This is a genomic window from Nioella ostreopsis (assembly GCF_004000255.1).
Taxonomy (GTDB): Bacteria; Pseudomonadota; Alphaproteobacteria; order Rhodobacterales; family Rhodobacteraceae; genus Nioella; species Nioella ostreopsis.
In genome coordinates, this window is sequence record NZ_RCIQ01000006.1 from 51,939 (window position 1) to 71,732 (window position 19,794).

Genomic DNA, 19,794 nt, shown 5'->3' on the forward strand with positions numbered 1-19,794 from the left:
CCTATGCATCATCCCTGAGGCACGGGGTCCTTTGGGGTCAGCCGCGCGATCAGGGCGTCCACCAGATCGTCATGCCCGTGCTTGAGAGGATCGCGCACGCCCTCGGCCAGCCCTGTCATCAGGACCAGCCCAAGCACGGCGGAATGCACGGCAAAGGCCTCTTGCCGCGCCGCAACGGGGTCTGGGCCCAGATGTGCGGCCAGTGCGCCGTATAGCCGGTCGGTGATGGTGTGGACCTTGTCCAGAACCTCTTTGTTACGCGGGTCCTCGGCGCTGCGGGTCAGGGTCTGTGGCAGCAGGTACATGGCGCGAAACCGGGGCAGATCCGAGAGGTGAAACGCCGCGATGGCCCGCACGAAACTGGCGATGGCGATGGCGGTGTCCTCTGCGGCTTTCAGGGCGTCCTCGGCCCGTGTTGCCTCCTCCTCCAACCACGGCAGGAACAGCGCTGCCAGCAGGTCCGGCTTGGTCGGATACCAGTAGAGCACCGCCTGTTTCGATCGCCCGAGCCGTGCCGCAATCGCGTCGAACGAGACCGCCCCAAGCCCGCCCTTGGCCAGCAGGTCGCGGGCAATCTCCAGGATCTGGTCGCCGGTTCCGGAACGGGTCATGGGCGCTGTGCTTGCAAACTTACCATTGGTAGGTAAACTGCGGGACGCCGCACGGAACGTCAAGCCAGGACAGGGAGAACATCGAAGATGACCAGCATTCAGGAGCTTCTGACCTGGGATAACCCGGTCTTCACCGCCTATGTGATTGCCGCCGCCGTGATGGTGCTGAAGGTTATGGGGCAGGGCTGGATGACGGTCTGGCGGATGATGCGCTCGGGCCGGGGGCTGGTCAGCCCGGAGGATGCGGCGAAGGGTCTGCTGAACCCCGCGCCGGACCCGGCGCAGCTGGAGCGTGACGACTATGTCGACCGGTCGCGCCGGATGCACAGAAATGACCTCGAAAACATCCCGGCCTTCTGGGTGGCGGGGTTCCTCTTCGTGCTGGTCGACCCCGCGCCGGGGCTGGCGCAGGGGCTGTTCTACGGCTTCCTCATCGCGCGGGCGGGCCATTTCTGGGCCTACGCAACAGCGCGCTCGCATGAAATCCGCGCCAGTTTCTACACTATCGGCTCGCTTATCGTGATCTGGATGGGCGGGCAGGTGCTGTGGACGGTAGTGACCTAGAATTCCTTGAGCAGCCGCGTGGTTTCGGGGTCGAGGAACCCCGCCACGGTCGCCTCGGTTTCCAGTGCCAGCGCCCGGTGCAGGTCGGGCACGGCGGCGGCGTAGAGCACCCGCTTCATCGCCCGCGCGGACAGGACCGGCAGCGCGGCGAGCTTGCGTGCGACGCTCAACGCCTCATCCGCCAGCGCCGCATCGGCCACAACGCGCCAGGCGACGCCAAGCTCCTGCAACTCCGCCGCGCCGTATTGCTCCCCGAAGAACAGCATCTCGCGCGCCTTGTTCAGTCCCACCAGATTGGGCAGCAGCGTCGTCACCGCCCCGGTGACGAAGAGGTTAAGCGAAACTTCGGGGAAGAACCCCCTGGCGCTTTCCCCCCAGATCGGGAAGTCGCAGTTGATGGCCCATTCGAACCCGCCGCCCACGGCCCATCCGTTGATCGCGCCCACGACGGGTTTCGGCCCGAGGCAGATCGCCCGCGTGGCGGCCTGGATCAGTTCGACAAGCGCGCGCGCCTCGGCCTCGCTTTCGGGGTGGGAATGGTCCTGCCGGTCATCGCCCGCGCAGAACGCGCGGCCCTCGCCGGTGAAGATGATGGCCCGCGTGTCTCGGCAGGCATTGGCTTCGTCGAAGGCGCGGGCCACGTCGCGGATCAGCGCGGGGTTCATGGCATTCAGCCTCTCGGGGCGATTGAGGGCAATCCGCCGCACGCCATCTTCTACAAGATCGCTCCGCACCGTGTCATAGGTGAAGCCGGTCATCTCAATACTCCCTCAGCACGCGCTTGGTCTTGCCTTCCGTCACCGGGAAGGTGCCATGGGGCACCAGCGTGACACGCGCGGTGGCCCCGAGGTTGCGCTTCATCGCGGCCTCGACCTCGGCCTTCAGCGCGTCGTTCGCATCGCGTCCCTTCGCCAGTTCCACCGTGATTGGCAGGGCGTCATAGGGCGGCGGGGCGTTCAGCACGATGCGGTAGTCGCCCGACAGGGCGCCGATCCCGCTCAGCACCGCCGCGACCATGGTGGGGAAGAGGTTCAGCCCCCGCACCACCACCATGTCATCACTGCGCCCCACCACCCGGAAGCGGAAGCCGTGGCGCCCGCATGAGCAAGGGTCGGTCTCGTCTATGGCGATGATGTCGCCGGTGCGGAAGCGCACCAGCGGCTGGCAATCGCGGGCCAGATGGGTCAGCACCAGTTCGCCTTCGACGCCCGCCTTGATGGGCAGCGGTTCTTCCGTTTCGGGGTCGATGAGTTCGGGCCAAAGCACATCGGCCGCCATGTAATGCAGCCGCGTGTCATGTTCGCATTGCGCGGCGAAGTTGGAGAAGACGTCGGACACACCGTAATTGGCGTTGCGCGGCTCCATCCCCCATGTCTCGCGGATGCGATCTCTGAGCGCCGGATCATCCAGCCCCGGTTCGCCGCCGAACAGCCCCAGCTTCAGGCCAAGATCGCGCGGGCGCATCCCCATCCCCTCCAGCACCCGTTCCAGAACGGCGGGGTAGGAGGGCGTGCAGGAGATTGCGTTGATGCCGACCTCCTGGATGGTGCGGATCAGAAGGTCAGTCGATCCCACGCCGAAGGGCACGACCAGGGCACCCGTCGCCTCCAGCGTCATGTGATCGGTCACGCCGCCCATCCACATCTGGTAGTTCAGGCAATGCACCACCGTGTGATCGGGCGTCAGCCCGGCGGAGGACTGGCAGCGCCCGCCGACGGTGCCCGTGATGGCAGAATCGCGCGCCGACATAGCAAGGTTCATCGCCTGCCCCGTGGTGCCCGAGGTCCGGTGCAGCCGGTTGGCGGCGCTGCGCTGCGCGGCGAGGTAGTCGCCGAAGGGCGGGTGGGCGGCCTGAGACAGCCGCAGCCCGGCCTTGTCCGACAGGGGCAGCGCGGGCAAGTCGCGCAGGTCGGCGGGCGGTTCAGCCCCGTCCCAGAGTGCCCTGTAGAAGGCGGAATTCTCCGCCACATGGGCGCGCTGCACGGCCCACGCCTCCTGCTGCGCGGGCAGCAATGCCTCTGCCGGTTGGAATTCGGCCCCGTCGATCAGGCTCATCCGCTCATTCCTTGTTGCCAGATATGGGAAAGGGTCTCAATCACCGCTGCCCGGTCCCGGCTGATGCGGGCCAGATCGGAGTCCGATCCGAAATGCAGCATGATCAGGTATTGATCGACCATCCCGCCAAGCGCATGGGCGCGGCGCAGCAGTTCATCGCGCGGCGCATCGCTGCGCCGGACCCAGGCGGCGACCACGGTTTCGGTCCATTCGCGGTTCAGACGCTCGAAGGCGGCGCTGGCCTCGGGGAAGGGCTCCATCCGCGTCACGAGACAGCGCATGAGACCCCGGTTCTCCTCGAAAAGCCGCACATAGGCCGCCGTTGCCTGCCGCGCCCGGTCCTCTTGCGTCTCTCCCGCCCGCGCGGCGTCGCGCATCTGCGCTTGCAGAAAGCCCACGAAGCCGGTCAGCGTCTCGGCCAGGGCGGCCCGGATGTCGGGGAAATAGGTGTAGAACGTGCCATGGGCGCTGCCCGCCGCGCGGGCGATATCGGCCACTTTCAGATCGGCGGGCGCGGTTTCGTCCAGAAGCACGCAGATGGCAGATTGCAGCCTGGCGCGGGTGCGCTCTGCCTTTGGTGCCGTGCGCGTTCCATGGATCAGCGCATCGCCAAAACGGGCGCTTTCGGGGGGGCGGTCGGGGGCAGGGGCAGTCAGGGTCATTTATGAAAATGATATCATAATCAAAAATGAGTCAAGCGATTTCGCTTTGCATCGAGCCCCCTAGCTTTCGGGGCGCTGTGCCGCCACCGGATCCCAGACCGCTAGCCCCAACAGCCTTGCGCCCGCCAGGGACAGAACCCCCGAATCCAGCCCTTGTGGTTCCTGAAATTCCCGGATCGCCCGTTCGGTGCGCCGGTCCATGACGCCGGTGACCGGCCCTGTATACTGCCCGCGCGCGGCGAGCGCCCGTTGCAGCGTGGCGATGAAGTCGGGGTCGGTTTGCGCCTCACAGGGGGTTTCGAACCAGATCTCCTGACGTTCCTGCACGATGCGCTGGCGCGTGTCGGTGCGGAAGATCGCAGGTGCGCGCACGGTGCCGTCGGTCGCAATCTCCGGCGGCTGGACGATCACCTGTTCGGTCACGGTCTCGATCACGGCGGGCGTCACGTCCTGCGCGTAACAGGCATCGGGGCGGGCATCCTCCGGCCCTTCGCCCCGCGTCACGATGGTGCCGTCGCGTTCCAGCAGGCGGGCCACTTCGGCCCCCGGCATCGGTCCGCAGGCGGCAAGGCTCAGGACGCCCGCGATCAAGGGAAAGGTCGGTTTCATCGAAATGCCTGTTCTGCTGGCCCCGTTTCGGGCCTTGTTCGCGTCAGGATACAGGGTTTTGGCGCGCAGGCAAAGCGCTCAGGCGTCGCGCGTCTCTGGCCGGGTCAGAAGCGCATCCAGCATGGGCGAGATATCCTCCACCTCCTCGGCGATCACATTGACCACCCCATGGCCATGCTGCACCCGCCCCGTGACCCGCAAGAGCCGGCCCGAGATCACCGCCCGGCGGAAGCGGTCATAGATCTTGCGCCAGACGATGACGTTGCAGGTGCCGGTCTCATCCTCCAGCGTCAGGAAGATCACCCCGTTCGCGGTGCCGGGCCGCTGGCGGATCAGAACCAGCCCCGCCACGGTGACGCGGGCCCCCTGCGGTGGCCGGGTCAGCCAGGCATGCGGCAGGGCCACGGGCGGGCGTGGCCAGTTGGGGGGGCGGACATCGGGCTCCATGGAAACAAATATAGAACATTCACGCCTCACGGCAAGCTGACGGATTCGCTTTGCAAAAGTGACGCATTCAGACTGGCAAAGCCGGGATGGGATCGCTACGTAATGGCCCGACAAGTGAATGAGGACAGGCTGACCATGGCTAAGATCACCTATATCGAGTTCGGCGGCACCGAGCATGTCGTTGATGTTCCCAACGGGCTGACCGTGATGGAAGGCGCGCGCGACAACAACATCCCCGGCATCGAGGCCGATTGTGGCGGCGCCTGCGCCTGCTCCACCTGCCACGTGCATGTGGATGCCAGCTGGAAAGACAAGCTGCCCGCCATGGACGCGATGGAAGAGGACATGCTGGAATTCGCCTATGAACCCGATGAGAATTCGCGCCTGACCTGCCAGCTGAAGGTCACGGATGATCTCGACGGTCTGATCGTGCGGATGCCCGAAAAGCAGATCTGATGATCCGGGGGCTGGCATATGCGCTGGCCCTTGCGATCTGGGCCGGCGGGGCAGGGGCCTGCACGGTCGATCTCGCCAGCACCACGGCCTATCCCGGCAGCGTGACCGTTGACGGCACGACGCAAGGCGCCATCGCGCGCGCCTGGTTCGATGACCCGGTCACGCGCTATCGCCATTTCGTGCTGGGGCGACGCCATGAGCCTGAAACGCTCCGGGTCGATGCCCTCGGCAATCAGGGGCTCTGCGGCCACGCGCTGACGCTCGGTGCCGATCATGTCTTCGAGGATGTGGCCCCGCATCTCGCCGATCTCGACGGGGATGGAACCAATGAGGTCATCGTGGCCCGCAGCCATCACAGGCTCGGCGCGCAGCTTGCCGTCTACCGCTGGACCGGCACGGATCTGATCCTCGCGGCCACCACCCCCTATATCGGCCGCAGCAATCGCTGGCTGGCCATCATCGGGGCGGCGGATCTCGATGGCGACGGGGCGATGGAGATCGCCTTTATCGACCGCCCGCATCTGGCCCGCACCCTGCGTATCTGGCGCTATGCGGACGGATCGCTCACCGAAGTGGCGGCGGCCACCGGCCTCACCAATCACCGCATCGGCGAGGGCCACATATCCTCCGGCATCCGCGATTGCGATGGCGGCCCGGAGCTTCTGACCGCGGACACCGACTGGACCCGCCTCATTGCCACCCGCTTCGACGGTCCAGGCCTCACCGCCCGCGATCTCGGCCCCTGGTCACCACAGATGCTCGACGCGGCCCTGAGCTGCTCCTGACCCTTTCATCTTGGCAACAAATACCTCCGCCGGAGGCATCCCGCCCGTGCCACAACAGCAGAGGCCGGGGTTGGCGCGCCGCTACCGGGTTGACGCCGGCAGGCGGCGAAACCGCAATTTCGTCTGCACGGGGGGCGTATGGGGGGTGCACGCAGGGTGTACGGGCGGTGACAGGCGACAAACCCCGACATCGCGTCCGCGTCAGCGGACGCGCCGGTCGACGTGGCGCAGCCACGGCGAAACCACCGATGCCCCTTGCAGCCAGCCCCGATCCCCCCTAGTCCGGGCCCGCACGGAAAGGACGACGGCCATGGGCGAGGTTGCACAATTCTGGATCGTGGCGGGGCTGGCGGCCTACCTGATGGGGCTGTCCAAGGGCGGCGTTCCGATGATCGCGATCCTCTCGGTGCCGCTTCTGTCGCTGTTCATGGATCCGGCGCTGGCGGCGGGTCTTTTGCTGCCGATCTACATCACCACGGACATGTATGCGGTCTATCTCTTCCGCAAGGCCTTCTCGGTCCGCAACCTGAAGATCCTTCTGCCCGCCGGGGCCTGCGGGGTCGGGCTGGGGTTTCTTGCCGTTTCCTACGTGCCGGGCGACGCGATCAAGCTGCTGGTGGCGGGGATCGCCATGTCCTACCTGCTTTACTCGCTGCGTCGGCGCGTCTCGAAACGGGAATTTCCGCCCAAACCCGCCGACATGCCGCGCGGACTGATCTGGGGGGCGCTCTCGGGCCTGACCAGCTATATCAGCCATGCGGGCGGCCCGCCCTACCAGGCCTATGTCCTGCCGCAGCGGCTCGACAAGCTGACCTATCTGGGCACCACCACGATCTTCTTCTCGGCCGTCAACCTGTTGAAAGTCCCGCCCTATATCGTCGCGGGCCAGATCACCTGGGACAGCGTCGGGCAGGCGGTCTGGCTGATCCCCTGCGCGCTGGCCGGAGCCTGGAGCGGCGCGAAGATCGCCCGCCTTCTGCCCGAGCGCGTCTTTTTCCTGCTGGTCGAAATCGCGCTGGCCGGGGTGTCGGTCAAGCTCGTCTGGGAAGTGCTGGCGGGCTGACCTCAGCCCTCCTGGAAGCCACCCAGAACGCTGGTCAGGTTCGCTCCCAACCCGTCGCAGATATAGCCGCCCTCCTGCACGAACAGAACGGGAAGTCCGAGTGCCGCGATTGCCGCGCCGATGCGGGCGAAGCCCGGTGTGGAGACGGCAAGCCCTTGAAACGGATCGCCTTCATAGGCGTCCAGACCAAGCGCCACGACGATCACATCGGCCCCGAAACAAGCTACCCGGTCCATCGCCGTATCCAGCGTGTTCAGAAAAGCCTCATCCCCCGTGCCGCGCGGCAGCGGCAGGTTCAGGTTGGCCCCCAATCCCTCGCCTTCCCCGCGTTCCTGCGCATGGCCCCAGAAGAACGGGTAGAACCGCTCCGGGTCGGCGTGGATCGACACGGTCAGCACGTCGCCGCGCCTGTAGAACATGCCTTGCGTGCCATTGCCGTGATGCACGTCCACGTCGAGGATCGCGGGGCGCAACCCCTTGGCGCGCAGGCGTTCTGCCGCGATGCCGGAATTGTTGAGAAAGCAGAACCCGCCCGCGAGATCGGCAAAGGCGTGGTGCCCCGGAGGGCGCGACAAGACGTAGGCCGCGCGCTCCCCGCCTGCGATCAGATCGGCCCCGGTGATGGCGGATTGCGCCGACCAATAGGCGGCGTCCCAGGTGCCTTCCGCGATCGGGCAGGCGGTGTCGGCCTGGTGGTAGCCTGCCTGCCCCACGGCGGATTTCGGGTAGCCGTCGGTCCGGTTCGCCGGGTGGATGTTCGGGATCACCTCCTCGCCCGCGCCCTCGATGCGCTGCCAGCGGGGATAGATGTGGCGCAGGAATGTCAGGTATTCCGCTGTGTGGACGGCGGCAATCGGCCCGAGCCCGGCATCGCCCGGTGCCTCGAACACGCAGCCCGCCGCCTCTGCTCCCGCTTTCAGGATGTCGATCCGGGCGGGCTGTTCGGGGTTGGGCAGAATCGCCCCATTGGCCATGAAATGCTTGGGGTCGTGCCGCCATTGCCGCTTGTCGAAAACCGCTTTCATGCCTCACCTTTCAGTTTGTCGAACCCCGCGCCCGACAGGGCCAGCGTGCGCTGTCCCTCCAACGGGGCGAGGCCGAGTTTCGTGTAGAATCCAAGGGCCTCCGGGCTGCTGTCATAGACATCGAGCCGCAGGTAGCCCGCCCCCCACAGTGCCCCGGCCCGCGCCGTGGCCGCCGCCAGCAACCGCCGCCCGAGCCCTGTGCCACGCGCCGCGTCAGAGACCCACAGATCGGAGACATAGAGCCCCGGCATGCCCCGCACCGTAGAAAAGACCGGCGAGAACATCACCACGCCCCGCGCCCTGTCCCCCGACAGGGCGAGCAACGCGTGAAACGCGGGGCAGGGGCCGAACCCGGCCTGTCGCAGCGCGTCCACATGCGCGCGATGCGTATCACCCAGATCGCCTGATAGCGTGCGAAGCGCCGTGTCCAGCATCGGTATGTCGGCCGTGTCCACGGGCCGGATCGTCACATCATCCATCGCTCAGATCGCCGTCCGGTCCGCGCCCTTGAGGTCCAGCATCGCGCGGGCCTCGGCGGGTGTGGCGACCTCTCGGCCCAGATGCTCGACGATGCGACGGATCTTGGCGACCTGTTCGGCGTTCGACTTGGCCAACTGTCCCCGCGCGATCATCAAACTGTCCTCCAGCCCGACGCGCACATGCCCGCCCATGGTGGCCCCCATGGTGATCAGCGGCATCTGGTGACGCCCGGCTGCCAGCACCGAAAAGGCATAGTCCGATCCGAAGAGCTTGTCGGCGATCAGCTTCATATGCATCAGGTTTTCCGGGTCCGGGCCGATGCCGCCAAGCACACCGAAGACGAACTGGACGAAGACAGGCGCCTTCACCAGCCCGCGATCCATGAAATGGCGGAGCATATAGAGGTGGCTCACGTCATAGCATTCGAACTCGAACCGCGCGCCACGCTCTTCGCCCATCTCGGTCAGGATGCGGGCGATGTCGCGGGGGGTGTTCTTGAACACCAGATCGTCAGAATTGCGCAGGAAGGGCTCTTCCCAGTCATGTATCCACTCGCTGATCCGGTTGGCGGCGGGGTAGAGCGCGAAATTCATCGTGCCCATGTTGAGGCTGCACATCTCGGGTTCCGCCCGTTTCGGCGCGGCAAGGCGCTGATCGAGCGTCATCACCGCGCTGCCGCCGGTGGAGATGTTGAGAACCGCGTCGGTGGCCTGCTTGATGCGCGGCAGGAACCCCATGAAATGATCTACCTCGGCAGAGGGCTGCCCGGTCTTGGGATCGCGGGCATGGAGGTGCAGGATAGACGCCCCGGCTTCTGCCGCATCAACGGCTTGCGTGGTGATTTCCTCTGCCGTGACAGGCAGGTAGGGCGACATGGAGGGGGTGTGGATCGACCCCGTAACCGCGCAGGTGATGATGATCTTGGACATGGGGCCTCAGGCGGTTTTCGGCAGCTTGTGGTGGATTTCCTCCATGAACTGCCGGAGCGATGCGTCAAGCATGTGGGTGATTTCATCCAGATGCGTTTCCGTCACGATCATCGGCGGGCAGACGAGGATATGGTCGCCCTCGGTCCCGTCACGGGTGCGGCGGGAATAGACAATAAGGCCATTCTCGTAGGCGATCTGCACGAAGCGGTCGAAGGCGCGCAGGTCGGTCGGCAAGGGGGCTTTGGTGCTGCGGTCCGCCATGAACTCAAACGCCAGAAGCAGCCCCTTGCCGCGCACATCGCCGATGATCGGGTAACGGTCCATCAACCCCTTGAGCCGCGCTTTCAGGCCCATGCCCATCACCTCGGCATTGTGACACAGGTTGAGCCGCTCGATTTCCGACAGCACGGCCACGCCTGCGGCACAGGCCAGCGGGTTGCCGGCATAGGTAAACCCGTGCTGGAACCCGCCATCGTCCAGCACCGGTTCCACCAGACGTTCATGGGCGACCATGGCACCGAGGGGCACGTAGCCCGCCGCATACCCCTTTGACATGACGATGATATCGGGGGTGATCCCCCAGTGATCCCCCGCCAGGAACTTGCCGGTCCGCCCTGCGCCGGTCATGACCTCGTCCAGGATCAGCAGCACACCATGGCGCGTGCAGATCTCGCGCACCCTCTCCATATAGCCTGCGGGCGGAACAAGCGCGCCGGTGGAGGCGCCGCCGACCGGTTCGACGATGAAGGCCAGCACGGTTTCGGGGCCTTCCTCAAGGATCTTCGCCTCCAGCATGTCGGCGTAATGGTGGCCGGTCGCCTCCTCCTCCGGGTCCAGCCCGTCGAGATAGGCGCGCGGGGCCGGAACCTTGGGCATCGGCTGCATCATCGGCTCGAACGGCCTCGTCAGAGGCGTGTAACTGGTGATCGCCAAAGCCCCCAGGGTGCAGCCGTGGTAACAGGGCGCGCGGCTGATCACCTTCCAGCGGCTGGCCTCGCCCGTTGCCACCGCGTATTGCCGCGCTAGTTTCATGGCACTTTCCACGGCCTCTGACCCGCCCGAGACGAAGAACACCCGGTCCAGCCCCTCTGGTGTCAGTTCCGCCGTCTTGGCGGCCAGAGCCTCCGACGCTTCGGTTTCGAAATGCAGCCGATAGCCGAAGGTGGACCGTTCCATCTGGCGGCGCATGGCGTCGAGCACATTGTCATTGGAATGGCCGATATTACAGACCATAGCGCCGGAAGACCCGTCGAGATAGCGCTTGCCCTCCGTATCCCACATGTAGACGCCGCGCGCCTGATCCAGAACGGGCTTGCGGCCGCGACCCTGGTAGAACAGGTGGCTCTTGCCTCTTTCGGTCATGGGGTCATGTCCCCGGCAGGGCCGCGCAATCGCGCGGTTTGAACTGGATGGAAACGTTGTCGCCCTCGGCGAAGGGTCTCGTGTCGATCATGTTGATGGCCTGAAGCTGGGTGTCGCCTGCGCGTACGAAGTAACGCACGGCTTGCCCCTGATAGTCCACGGTTTCGACAACCGCCTCGATGTTCATCTGGTCGGGGTCGGTCTGACCTGTCTGAACGAGTTGAAGTTTCTCGGCCCGCAGCACCAGCTTCGCGGGGCCGGTGCCGGGCACGTTCGGGGCCTTCTCGGCGGGAACGGGGACGGTGCCGAACAGGGGCGTATCCACAGCCACGGTGCCTGCTTCGCGACGGATGCACTGGCCCGGCAGGATATTCGACGCGCCGAGGAAATTCGCCACGAATTCGCTGGCGGGGGCGTTGTAGACCTCCTCCGGCGGGCCGACCTGTTCGACGCGGCCATCGGACATCACGACGATCTGGTCGGACATGGCCAGCGCCTCGGCCTGGTCATGGGTGACGAAAATCGACGTCACGCCGATGCGATGCTGAATGCGCTTCAGCTCCACCCGCATATCCTCGCGCAGGTTGGCGTCGAGGGCTGACAGCGGTTCATCGAGCAGCAGGACATCCGGCTCGATCACGATGGCGCGGGCCAATGCGATGCGCTGCTGTTGCCCGCCTGACAGGGCCGACGGGTAGCGGTCGCCGACATGGGGCAGTTGGACAAGCTCCAGCGCCTCGCGCACGCGGCGGGCGGCGTCGTCCTTGGAAACATTGCGGTAGCGCAGGCCGAAACCGACATTGTCGGCAATCGTCTTATGGGGAAACAGAGCGTAGTTCTGAAAGACAATGCCCAGATTGCGCTTGTGAATGGGCAGGTCGTTCACACGGCGGCCCTTGATGGTGATCTCGCCGCCCGAGGGGTCCAGAAGCCCCGCGATCATGCGCAGCGTCGTGGTCTTGCCGCAGCCCGAGGGGCCCAGAAGCGTCACGAACTGGCCTTCGGGAACGTCCAGCGACATCGGCTCGACGGCGGTGAAACTGCCGAACGTCTTGGAGATATTGCTCAGGGTGACGGCGCTCACGGGGGGGATCCTTTCGGGAAAGGGGGCGAGACGGCGCAGGCAGCGCCGCCCCGAGTGTCAGGCTCAGTATCCGCGTTGCACGCGGCTGAAGGTCTCGGACCATTCCTGTTCGTTGCCGTTCCAGTACTCCGGGTTGGCAAAGGTCAGGCCCGACAGGGTGCCGGTCGGATCGAAGGCCGGCAGGGTCGGGATCTTGTCGCCAAGGTCCACCTGAGTGGGGTCCAGCGCGGGCGGATAGTTCTGCCCCTCGGCCACGGCGATGGAGGTTGCGGGTTCCAGCATGAAGTTCAGCAATTCCTCGCAGGCCTCCATCGGCGATCCTGCCAGCACGAACAGGCATTCCTGCCAGCCGAACCCGTTTGGCGGGTCGATATAGCCGATGTCGTGGCCCTGTTCCTGAAGCGCGAAGATGCGGCCCGACCAGGCCTCGGTCACGTGGATTTCCTCTTCGGCCAGCAGGCTCATCAGTTCCGCGCCCGACGTCCAGTAGCGCAGCGCAAGGTCGCGGTGCTGACGCACGGCGTCCCAGACGGCCTCGATATCGGTGATGTTGTTGGGGTCCTGCCCGGTCTGCAACGCGCCGTACCAGATGCGCGTGCGCCAGTCGGCCCATCCGCCGATCTTGCCGGAGTAATCGGGGTTGATCAGCAGACCCGCGCCCTGTGCCTGAGCCTCTTCATCCGAGATATAGGCACGGTTATAGGCGATGCCGGTGGTGCCGTAGTCATAGGGCACGCAGGACAGCGTCCCGCTGCTGATCGCGCGGAAGGCGTTGGACAGGGCCGGGATGCAGAGCCCGAGATTGGGAATGTTGGCCTCGTTCAGTTCCACCGACAGGCCAAGGTTGTGATAGCGCGCGTAGTCGAAGACGCCGGACAGGTGGGCGATGTTGTATTCGCCGGGCTGGCTGGTGCGCACACGGGCGAGGTATTCGTCGCCGCCGCCGAAAGTGCCGTCGACAACGTTGATGCCGGTCGCGGCGGTGTAGGGGTCGAAGGCGTGTTCACGGAAGGCCTCGGACACGATCCCGCCCCAGCCGTCGAAACGCACCTGCGTCACCTCCTGCGCGCTGGCAAAGCGGGCGAAGGGGGTCTGAACGCCGTAGGCCAGACCGGCCGCGCCGATCAGGCCGAGAAAGCTGCGCCGTTCAAGGTCGCCGTTCTGATAGCGCTCCAGAAGTCTTTGATAACGAGTGGTATTGTCCATTTTTCGATCTCCCTGTTGGTGAGGTCTGGTTGGCTTGGTGGTGGTTGGTGGATCACTCTGCCCGGTCCCGCCGCATGGCGAGCTTTCGGGAAATGGCCAGCCCGATCAGGGGCAGGCCGGCGGTGATCAGGATCATCAGCGTGCCGAGCGCGTTGATCTCGGGGCTGATGGAATTGCGCAGCATGGCGAAAATCTGGGTCGGCACGGTTTCCACGCCGCCCGGCTTCCAGAACAGCGTGCCGGTGATGTCGTCAAAGCTGATGGTGAAGGCAAAGAGCGCGCCTGCGGCCACGGCGGGCATCAGCAGCGGCAGCGTTATGGTGAAAAACGTCTGAATGGGCGAGGCGCCAAGGCTCATCGCCGCTTCCTCCACGTCGCGTCGGATGCCGACAAGGCGGGCCTGCACCACGAGGATCACGAAGGGCAGGGTGAAGATGACATGACCGAAGAGCAGCAGGGTAAAGCTCTTGTGGATACCGAGGAATTGCAGGAACAGCAGCAGCGCCACCGCCAGCACCACCTCCGGCACCAGAATGGGCGCGATCAGGATGGTGGAGATCGTGTTGCGGAACGGAATGTCGTAGCGCACCAGCGCGAGGCTCGCCAGCACGCCCAGAGTTGTGGAAATCAGCGCCGTCAGCGCGCCAAGCGTCAGCGAGGTGCGCAGCGCCCTCAGGATCGCGTCATTGTCAAACAGTTCCCCGAACCAGCGAAGGGAAAATCCGGTCATCGGGAAAGACCCGAACTGGTTGGCGTTGAACGACAGCAGCACCACGACCGCAATCGGCAGGAACATGAACAGGTAGACCAGGACGGTCCAGAAGCGGATCAGATGCCAGCCCATCAGCCCAGTCCCTTCATCAATTGGGCCATGCCCAGGAAGTGGTTGTAGAGCATCACCAGAATGCCGAGCACCGCCAGCAGCAGCAGCGACAGCGCGGCGCCAAGGGGCCAGTTGAGCTGGGTGATGATTGCCTCGAACACCAGATTGGCGAACATCGCATCGCGCGGCCCGCCAAGCACGGCGGGGGTGATATAGGTGCCCGCCCCAAGGACGAAACACAGAAGGCCCCCGGCGGCCAGACCCGGCAGCGACAGGGGCAGGGTGACCTGCAGAAAGCTTTGCCACTTGGTCGCGCCGAGCGAGCCTGCCGCGTCCTCCAGCGTTTCGTCCACGCCATCAAGGCTGACATAGACATTCAGCACCATGAAGGGCAGCAGGAAGTGGACGAGGCCGAGGATGACCGTCGTCTCGTTATACAGCATCTGGATCGGTTCCGACGTGATCCCCAGCCATTGCAGCGCCGTGTTGAGCGCGCCATTGGTGCCGAGGATGTAGATCCAGCTCATCGTGCGGATGATGTAGCTGATCCAGAACGGCAGCATCAGCAGCAGCAAAAGCAGCGCCTTGTTGCCCTTGGCCCGCGCGATGAAATAGGCGGCCGGATAGCCCATCAACGCACAGACCAGGGTGGTGATCGCGGCAATGCGCAGCGTGGTCAGCAGGATGTCGCGAAAGAAGCGGTCGGTCAGCACGTCCTGCCAGTTATCCGTGTAAAATCCCGGCTGCACGTCCCCGACCGAGGTTCTCAGCCAGAAGGAATAGACGAGGATGAACAGCACCGGCACGATCAGAAGCAGCGTGATCACCACAAGCGAGGGTGACAGCAGGATCCAGGGCTGGCGGGCCTCTCGGGCTTCGATGGACATGCGCTTCCTCGGTTGCGGGATTGGCTTGAGGATGCGAATGCTTTAAGCATAGATCAAATAGATAATTGGTATTCTAAAAATAGGCTGAATCTATTGTCTGGTGAAGACAGGCTCTCCCCCGACCGCATTCTCAGGGAACTGGACTGGAACCTGCTGCGGACTTTCGTGGTTCTGGCGCGCTCGCGCTCCATTACCGACGCGGCCCGCAGGCTCAACCTTGCACAGCCCTCGGTCTCGGCGGCGCTTCAGCGGCTGGAGGACCGGTTGGGGCGGCGGCTGATCGACCGAAAGCCGGGGCATTTTCAACTGACAGAAGCGGGCGAGCGGCTGTTTGCCGAGGCGTTGGACATTCAGGGGTCCATCCTGCGGCTGACGACGCTCATGCGCGACATGACCGACGAGGTGCGGGGCCATGTGCAGGTGGCGCTGGCCAGCCATGTCGTGTGCCCGCTGCTCGATCAGGCCTTGGCAGAGTTTCACGCGGCCCACCCCAAGGCGACGCTGTCCTTCGACGTCAGTACAAGCGTGGAAACCGTCGCTGCCGTCAGTGCCCGCAGTGCCAGTTTTGCCATCTGCCTTGTGCGCGATCGCGATCCCAAGCTGGAATACCGCAGGCTCTACCGGGAATTTTTCGGCCTGTTCTGCGGCCCGCCCCATCCGCTGTTCGGCAAGCGCGGCCTGACGCGCGGCGACCTGTCGGGGCACAACACGGTCAGCTTCCAGACCGACCGCCTGCAGGACGTGCTGAAACCCGTGGCCCTGCTGCGGGCGGAATCGGACATCGGCGAACAGGTTGTCGGCACCTCCAGTCACCTCGAAGAGGTGCGGCGGATGATTGTCGCGGGGCTTGGCATCGGGCCATTGCCCGTGCATGTGGCGGCGCGCGATGTGCAGGACGGGCTGTTGTGGCGGCTTCCGCCCTATGACAATCCGCCCGCCGTTGATGTTCATGTGGTCTGGAACCCCCGGACCCGGATGAACCGGGCCGAGGAATCCCTGTTGCAGCGCATTCTCGACAAGATCGAGGAGACCCCGATCGAAGATCGCACCTATCGCTGATCGGCCTCAGCCGACAACCGCCTGAATGCCGAAGAACAGGACGGCCGACATGATTGCTGCCGCCGGCACCGTGATCACCCAGGCCGCGATAATAGTCATGAAATGCGACCGGCGCACCAGCTTGCGGCGGCGGCGTTCCTCGGGCGCGATGCGGTTTGCATCGGGCATGCTGCCGCGCGCCAGGCGCAGGCGGCGTTCAGCGTCCCATTCCCGGAAGAACCCCACACCGAACACGCCGCCCACGGCGATATGGGTGGAGCTGACGGGCAGGCCGAGCCAGCTGGCCACGATCACCGTGATCGCTGCCGACAGCGCCACGCAATAGGCGCGCATCGGGTTCAGCTTGGTGATCTGGCTGCCGACCATGCGGATCAGCTTGGGCCCGAACAGGAACAGCCCGAAGGAAATGCCGAACGCGCCGATGATCATCACCCAGGTCGGAATGCTGACCGCATGGGTGAAATCGCCGGACTGAGAGGCCTGAACGATGGCTGCCAGCGGGCCGACCGCATTGGCCACGTCATTGGCGCCATGCGCGAAGCTGAGCAGCGCGGCAGAGACCACGAGCGGAATGCCGAACAGGACCTTCAGCGACTTGTTGCGATTTTCCAGCCCTTCAGACTGCTTGCGGATGACCGGGATCATGCCAAGCCAGGTCACGATGGCCACGCCGACCCCGATGGACAGCGCCAGCCCGAGTGACACCCGCATCAGGTGTTTCAGGCCCTTGAGCGCCAGGTAGGCGGCGAAGGTGCCCGCCATGATACCGACCAGCACCGGCACCCATTTGCGGGCGGCGGCGATCTTGTCGGGGGTGTAGATGATGTTGGCCTTGATGAACCACAGGAACAGCGCCGCGATGCCCCCGCCGAGGACCGGCGAGATCACCCAACTTGCGGCAATCGCGCTCATCGTGGGCCAGTTCACGGCGGTGAAACCCGCCGCCGCAATGCCCGCGCCCATCACGCCGCCGACGACGGAATGGGTGGTGGAGACCGGTGCGCCGACCCAGGTGGCGAGGTTCACCCAAAGGGCGGAGGACAGAAGTGCTGCCAGCATCGCCCAGATGAAGATCTCGGCGGTGACCATGGATTCGGGTTCGATAATTCCCTTGGCGATGGTCGAGACAACGTCGCCGCCCGCAATCAAGGCGCCCGCGCTTTCGAAGACGGCGGCAATGGCGATGGCGCCACCCATGGTCAGCGCGTTGGCGCCCACGGCGGGGCCCATGTTGTTGGCGACATCATTGGCGCCGATATTGATCGCCATATAGGCGCCGAACCCGGCGGCCACGACGACAATCATGCCGTTGGTATCCTGCCCGAAGAAGATCGCAGCCAGCAGCCCCGCCAGCACGATGAAGATCAGGGCGACACCCGGCCCGACCATCGGACGCGCCACATAGCTGGTGGCGGATTCCAGGTAGGACAGGCGATGGAGGTCGCGGTCCAGTGTTTCAAGATGGCGTCTGTCGCCGGACTCGTTGCTCATGCCTCAGGCTCCCCTCGCTCTGCGGGACGGGCCTAGGCAAGAGCGTGTCGCAAATCAACCGCCCTTGTTACAAATTCTTCACAAAAGGGTTACAAATCCCTCAGGATCGACTGAAGCTCCGGCTCGCGGACCATGTTGGCCGCCTCCGATGGCTCTACCCAGGTTCGTTTGCGCTGATGCGCCTCGGGGAAGTCCTTGCGCATATCCTCGACCTCGACCGGGTAGACCAGCGTTTCGATCTCGATGCTCCAGCCCTCGTCCAAGGCCTTGTCGTAGGTGTAGGTGCCGATCGCCTTGCCCTCGACCGCGCCCTTGCGCACCCCGGCCTCTTCCCAGGCTTCCTGAAGCGCGGCTTGGCCTGCATTCAGGCCGCTGATCGGCCAGCCCTTGGGCAGGATCCAGCGCCCGGTGCCACGGCTGGTGACCAGAAGAACCTTTTTCCCTTGTTCGTCCGTGCGATAGCACAACGCAGCCACTTGCAATCGCTTGGGGCGCTGCAGCATGGGATGGAGCACTTCGCTCCAGGCTTTCTTCAAAAAATCGACCATAGTGGTTAAACGACTGCTCTGGCTTTTGTTTTTCTTGGGCTCGAAACCTTTACATAGGATAAAGCTATGGGGATTGCAAATCGCGCCCCCCGGGGATGTGGCTTAAAAGAGTCAGACCTACCAGCACAAACCACAGGATTGCCCCGAGGCCGAAAAGGGCTCCGGCCAGTTCGCCCAGGGCCGGAATGACGGTCAACAGGCCCGCCACCCCGACCAGAACCGCCAACAGCGCCGTCACCCGGGGCAGGGCACCGGCGCGCAAGGCTGCCAGCCCGACGCATAGCAGCCAGACGCCGCCTGCTATCTCGTTGCCGCCGCCAAGCCCAAGCTCGACCGCATGCAGCAGCGCCCAGGCCTGTGCGGCGGCCTCTGTGTCGGTCTGCGACAGGGTCAGGGCCGTCTCGACCGAGACATTCGCGATCATGCCTGCGCCAAGCACGAGCGCCGCCCAGATCAGCCCGAAGGCGCGGCTCGCTTCTGCCCATCCGGGGGTCGCTTTTCGCAACAGGTCGTGGACAGCCAGAACCAGAAGCACCAGCGCAAGGGCATTGGCAATGTAGATCGTGCTGTTCCAGGCGATCAGCAGGTGCGGTCGTTCGGCGATGAAGGACACAACCGCCACCGGGTCGATCTGGTTGCTGCCAAAGCCAAGCGGGGCCAGCAGCGTCAGCAGCAGGGCAAACCCCGCGATATAGGTCAGGGCGCAGACAAGGGCGGCGAAGCCTCCGGTCTTGATCAGGGTCATTGGGTCATCCTTTCGCTATTCGCCGAGAGGGTCAGAAAGTGGTCAGCCAGCCGTTTCGTGCCGTGGCACTCGCCCACCATGTCGCCGCCCATGGCGGTCAGGAAGAACTGCGCTGGCCCGTGGATGCGGGCGGGTGTCACCCAGGGCAGCAGGCGAAGTGCGATCCGGCGCAGGGCATCCGGCAGGCGGGTGATGCGTGCGGGCCGGTCCAGCGCCTCGAAGGCCAGCCGCGCCAGCGCCTCATGCGTGAAGACCTCGGGTCCGCCCACGTCAAGCCAGTCGCGCCCCGCCTCGATCGCTTCGGCCGTCGCGGTGGCAAGGTCGGCTCCGTGGATCGGATTGAGCCGGTGCTGACCGTCCCCGAACAGCCACGCCCGCCCGGCCTGCGCCATCGACAGGAAATCGCCCATGTCCGAGAAATAGCCGGAGGGCGCGATCACGGTCGAGGCTATGGGGCTGGCCCGAAGCCGGTCCACGAAGGCCGATTTCGCCGCGACAAGCGGCACATCCGCCATGCGGTCGGCGTTCAGCACGTGGATATATGCGAAGCGGCCCACGCCCGCGCGCAGCGCCTCCTCCAGCAGGTTTACATTGGCTTGATAGTCCACGTCGCGATAAGTCAGCCCGTCGGTCTGGCGGGTGATACCGAGGGCAGAGATCACCAGATCGACGCCCTCCATGCAGCCCGTCAGCGTCTCGGGCCGGGTGGCTTCGGCATGGATCAGCTCGGCAGGAAGGTCGGTGTCGCGGCGCACGAGGGCGCGCACACGCCAGCCACGGCGCGCGTATTCGGCGGTAAGGTGCCGCCCGAGATAGCCGGTCGCACCTGCGATGAGGACGGTTTTCGGGGCAAGGGCTTCGGTCATGGGACGCTCTTCTCTGGCTTGGTCGGGATTCAACCTA

Annotated in this window: 23 protein-coding genes; 5 read left to right on the plus strand and 18 right to left on the minus strand. The window is 65.1% G+C overall.

Annotated elements, in window-relative coordinates; translation table 11 throughout:
* Positions 1-8: 8 nt before the first annotated feature.
* Positions 9-611, minus strand: coding sequence for a TetR/AcrR family transcriptional regulator (locus EP237_RS08325; protein WP_127560041.1), 603 nt, complete (start codon positions 609-611; stop codon positions 9-11).
* Between the two features lie 87 nt (positions 612-698).
* Between EP237_RS08325 and EP237_RS08330 the strand changes: the two genes are divergently transcribed.
* Positions 699-1,175, plus strand: a complete 477-nt coding sequence (locus tag EP237_RS08330; RefSeq protein WP_127560043.1) for an MAPEG family protein — start codon at positions 699-701, stop codon at positions 1,173-1,175.
* Here the strand turns inward: EP237_RS08330 and EP237_RS08335 are convergent.
* The 5 genes from EP237_RS08335 to EP237_RS08355 all read right to left on the minus strand — a co-directional run bounded on the left by EP237_RS08335 (position 1,172) and on the right by EP237_RS08355 (position 4,948).
* A complete protein-coding gene (locus EP237_RS08335) occupies positions 1,172-1,933 on the minus strand; it encodes an enoyl-CoA hydratase/isomerase family protein (RefSeq protein ID WP_127560045.1) in 762 nt (253 codons plus the stop codon). The two genes, EP237_RS08330 and EP237_RS08335, sit on opposite strands and share 4 nt — an antisense overlap.
* Position 1,934: 1 nt before the next feature.
* The gene (locus EP237_RS08340; protein ID WP_127560047.1) at positions 1,935-3,230 is read right to left on the minus strand and encodes a phenylacetate--CoA ligase family protein; all 1,296 of its coding nucleotides are present in this window, start codon (positions 3,228-3,230) and stop codon (positions 1,935-1,937) included.
* Positions 3,227-3,892, minus strand: a complete 666-nt coding sequence (locus EP237_RS08345) for a TetR/AcrR family transcriptional regulator (protein ID WP_127560049.1) — start codon at positions 3,890-3,892, stop codon at positions 3,227-3,229. Before EP237_RS08345 ends, EP237_RS08340 begins: the two co-directional genes overlap by 4 nt.
* A gap of 60 nt (positions 3,893-3,952) precedes the next feature.
* Positions 3,953-4,501 carry a peptidoglycan-binding domain-containing protein gene (locus EP237_RS08350; protein WP_127560051.1) on the minus strand — a complete coding sequence of 183 codons (549 nt, stop codon included), beginning with the start codon at positions 4,499-4,501 and terminating at the stop codon, positions 3,953-3,955.
* A 78-nt stretch (positions 4,502-4,579) separates the two neighbouring features.
* Positions 4,580-4,948: an OB-fold nucleic acid binding domain-containing protein gene (locus tag EP237_RS08355; RefSeq protein WP_127560053.1), complete on the minus strand. Its 369-nt coding sequence runs from the start codon at positions 4,946-4,948 to the stop codon at positions 4,580-4,582.
* Positions 4,949-5,083: 135 nt separating this feature from the next.
* Between EP237_RS08355 and EP237_RS08360 the strand changes: the two genes are divergently transcribed.
* The 3 genes from EP237_RS08360 (at position 5,084) to EP237_RS08370 (ending at position 7,252) form a co-directional block, all read left to right on the plus strand.
* Entirely contained in the window at positions 5,084-5,404 is a 321-nt protein-coding gene (locus tag EP237_RS08360; RefSeq protein ID WP_127560055.1) for a 2Fe-2S iron-sulfur cluster-binding protein, read from the plus strand.
* Positions 5,404-6,189, plus strand: coding sequence for an FG-GAP repeat domain-containing protein (locus EP237_RS08365; protein WP_127560057.1), 786 nt, complete (start codon positions 5,404-5,406; stop codon positions 6,187-6,189). The genes EP237_RS08360 and EP237_RS08365 overlap by 1 nt, the downstream gene beginning before the upstream one ends.
* A 310-nt stretch (positions 6,190-6,499) precedes the next feature.
* Positions 6,500-7,252: a sulfite exporter TauE/SafE family protein gene (locus EP237_RS08370; RefSeq protein WP_127560059.1), complete on the plus strand. Its 753-nt coding sequence runs from the start codon at positions 6,500-6,502 to the stop codon at positions 7,250-7,252.
* 2 nt (positions 7,253-7,254) lie between these two features.
* Here the strand turns inward: EP237_RS08370 and EP237_RS08375 are convergent, their stop codons facing one another.
* The 8 genes from EP237_RS08375 to EP237_RS08410 all read right to left on the minus strand — a co-directional run bounded on the left by EP237_RS08375 (position 7,255) and on the right by EP237_RS08410 (position 15,048).
* Entirely contained in the window at positions 7,255-8,277 is a 1,023-nt protein-coding gene (locus tag EP237_RS08375; protein ID WP_127560061.1) for a histone deacetylase family protein, read from the minus strand.
* Positions 8,274-8,756 (minus strand): GNAT family N-acetyltransferase, encoded by a 483-nt coding sequence (locus EP237_RS08380; protein ID WP_127560063.1) that lies wholly within the window; start codon positions 8,754-8,756, stop codon positions 8,274-8,276. The genes EP237_RS08375 and EP237_RS08380 overlap by 4 nt, the downstream gene beginning before the upstream one ends.
* Positions 8,757-8,759: 3 nt before the next feature.
* Entirely contained in the window at positions 8,760-9,686 is a 927-nt protein-coding gene (gene kce, locus EP237_RS08385; protein WP_127560065.1) for a 3,5-dioxohexanoate:acetyl-CoA acetone transferase, read from the minus strand.
* 6 nt (positions 9,687-9,692) lie between these two features.
* Positions 9,693-11,048: an aminotransferase family protein gene (locus tag EP237_RS08390; RefSeq protein WP_127560067.1), complete on the minus strand. Its 1,356-nt coding sequence runs from the start codon at positions 11,046-11,048 to the stop codon at positions 9,693-9,695.
* A gap of 4 nt (positions 11,049-11,052) precedes the next feature.
* Entirely contained in the window at positions 11,053-12,132 is a 1,080-nt protein-coding gene (locus EP237_RS08395) for an ABC transporter ATP-binding protein (RefSeq protein ID WP_127560069.1), read from the minus strand.
* Between the two features lie 63 nt (positions 12,133-12,195).
* Complete coding sequence (locus EP237_RS08400) at positions 12,196-13,338, minus strand: ABC transporter substrate-binding protein (protein WP_127560071.1); 1,143 nt, start codon at positions 13,336-13,338, stop codon at positions 12,196-12,198.
* 52 nt (positions 13,339-13,390) lie between these two features.
* A complete protein-coding gene (locus EP237_RS08405) occupies positions 13,391-14,182 on the minus strand; it encodes an ABC transporter permease (protein ID WP_127560073.1) in 792 nt (263 codons plus the stop codon).
* Complete coding sequence (locus EP237_RS08410; RefSeq protein ID WP_127560075.1) at positions 14,182-15,048, minus strand: ABC transporter permease; 867 nt, start codon at positions 15,046-15,048, stop codon at positions 14,182-14,184. The genes EP237_RS08405 and EP237_RS08410 overlap by 1 nt, the downstream gene beginning before the upstream one ends.
* 93 nt (positions 15,049-15,141) lie before the next feature.
* On the opposite strand from EP237_RS08410, the gene EP237_RS08415 reads away from it, so the two are divergent.
* Positions 15,142-16,107 (plus strand): LysR family transcriptional regulator, encoded by a 966-nt coding sequence (locus tag EP237_RS08415; RefSeq protein ID WP_240661577.1) that lies wholly within the window; start codon positions 15,142-15,144, stop codon positions 16,105-16,107.
* Between the two features lie 6 nt (positions 16,108-16,113).
* Here the strand turns inward: EP237_RS08415 and EP237_RS08420 are convergent, their stop codons facing one another.
* The 4 genes from EP237_RS08420 to EP237_RS08435 form a co-directional block, all read right to left on the minus strand.
* A complete protein-coding gene (locus EP237_RS08420) occupies positions 16,114-17,598 on the minus strand; it encodes an inorganic phosphate transporter (RefSeq protein ID WP_127560077.1) in 1,485 nt (494 codons plus the stop codon).
* Positions 17,599-17,687: 89 nt separating this feature from the next.
* A complete protein-coding gene (locus EP237_RS08425) occupies positions 17,688-18,146 on the minus strand; it encodes an NUDIX hydrolase (protein WP_127560079.1) in 459 nt (152 codons plus the stop codon).
* Positions 18,147-18,210: 64 nt separating this feature from the next.
* The gene (locus EP237_RS08430) at positions 18,211-18,891 is read right to left on the minus strand and encodes a DUF4386 family protein (RefSeq protein ID WP_127560081.1); all 681 of its coding nucleotides are present in this window, start codon (positions 18,889-18,891) and stop codon (positions 18,211-18,213) included.
* A complete protein-coding gene (locus EP237_RS08435; RefSeq protein ID WP_127560083.1) occupies positions 18,888-19,757 on the minus strand; it encodes an SDR family oxidoreductase in 870 nt (289 codons plus the stop codon). The genes EP237_RS08430 and EP237_RS08435 overlap by 4 nt, the downstream gene beginning before the upstream one ends.
* Positions 19,758-19,794: the final 37 nt, after the last annotated feature.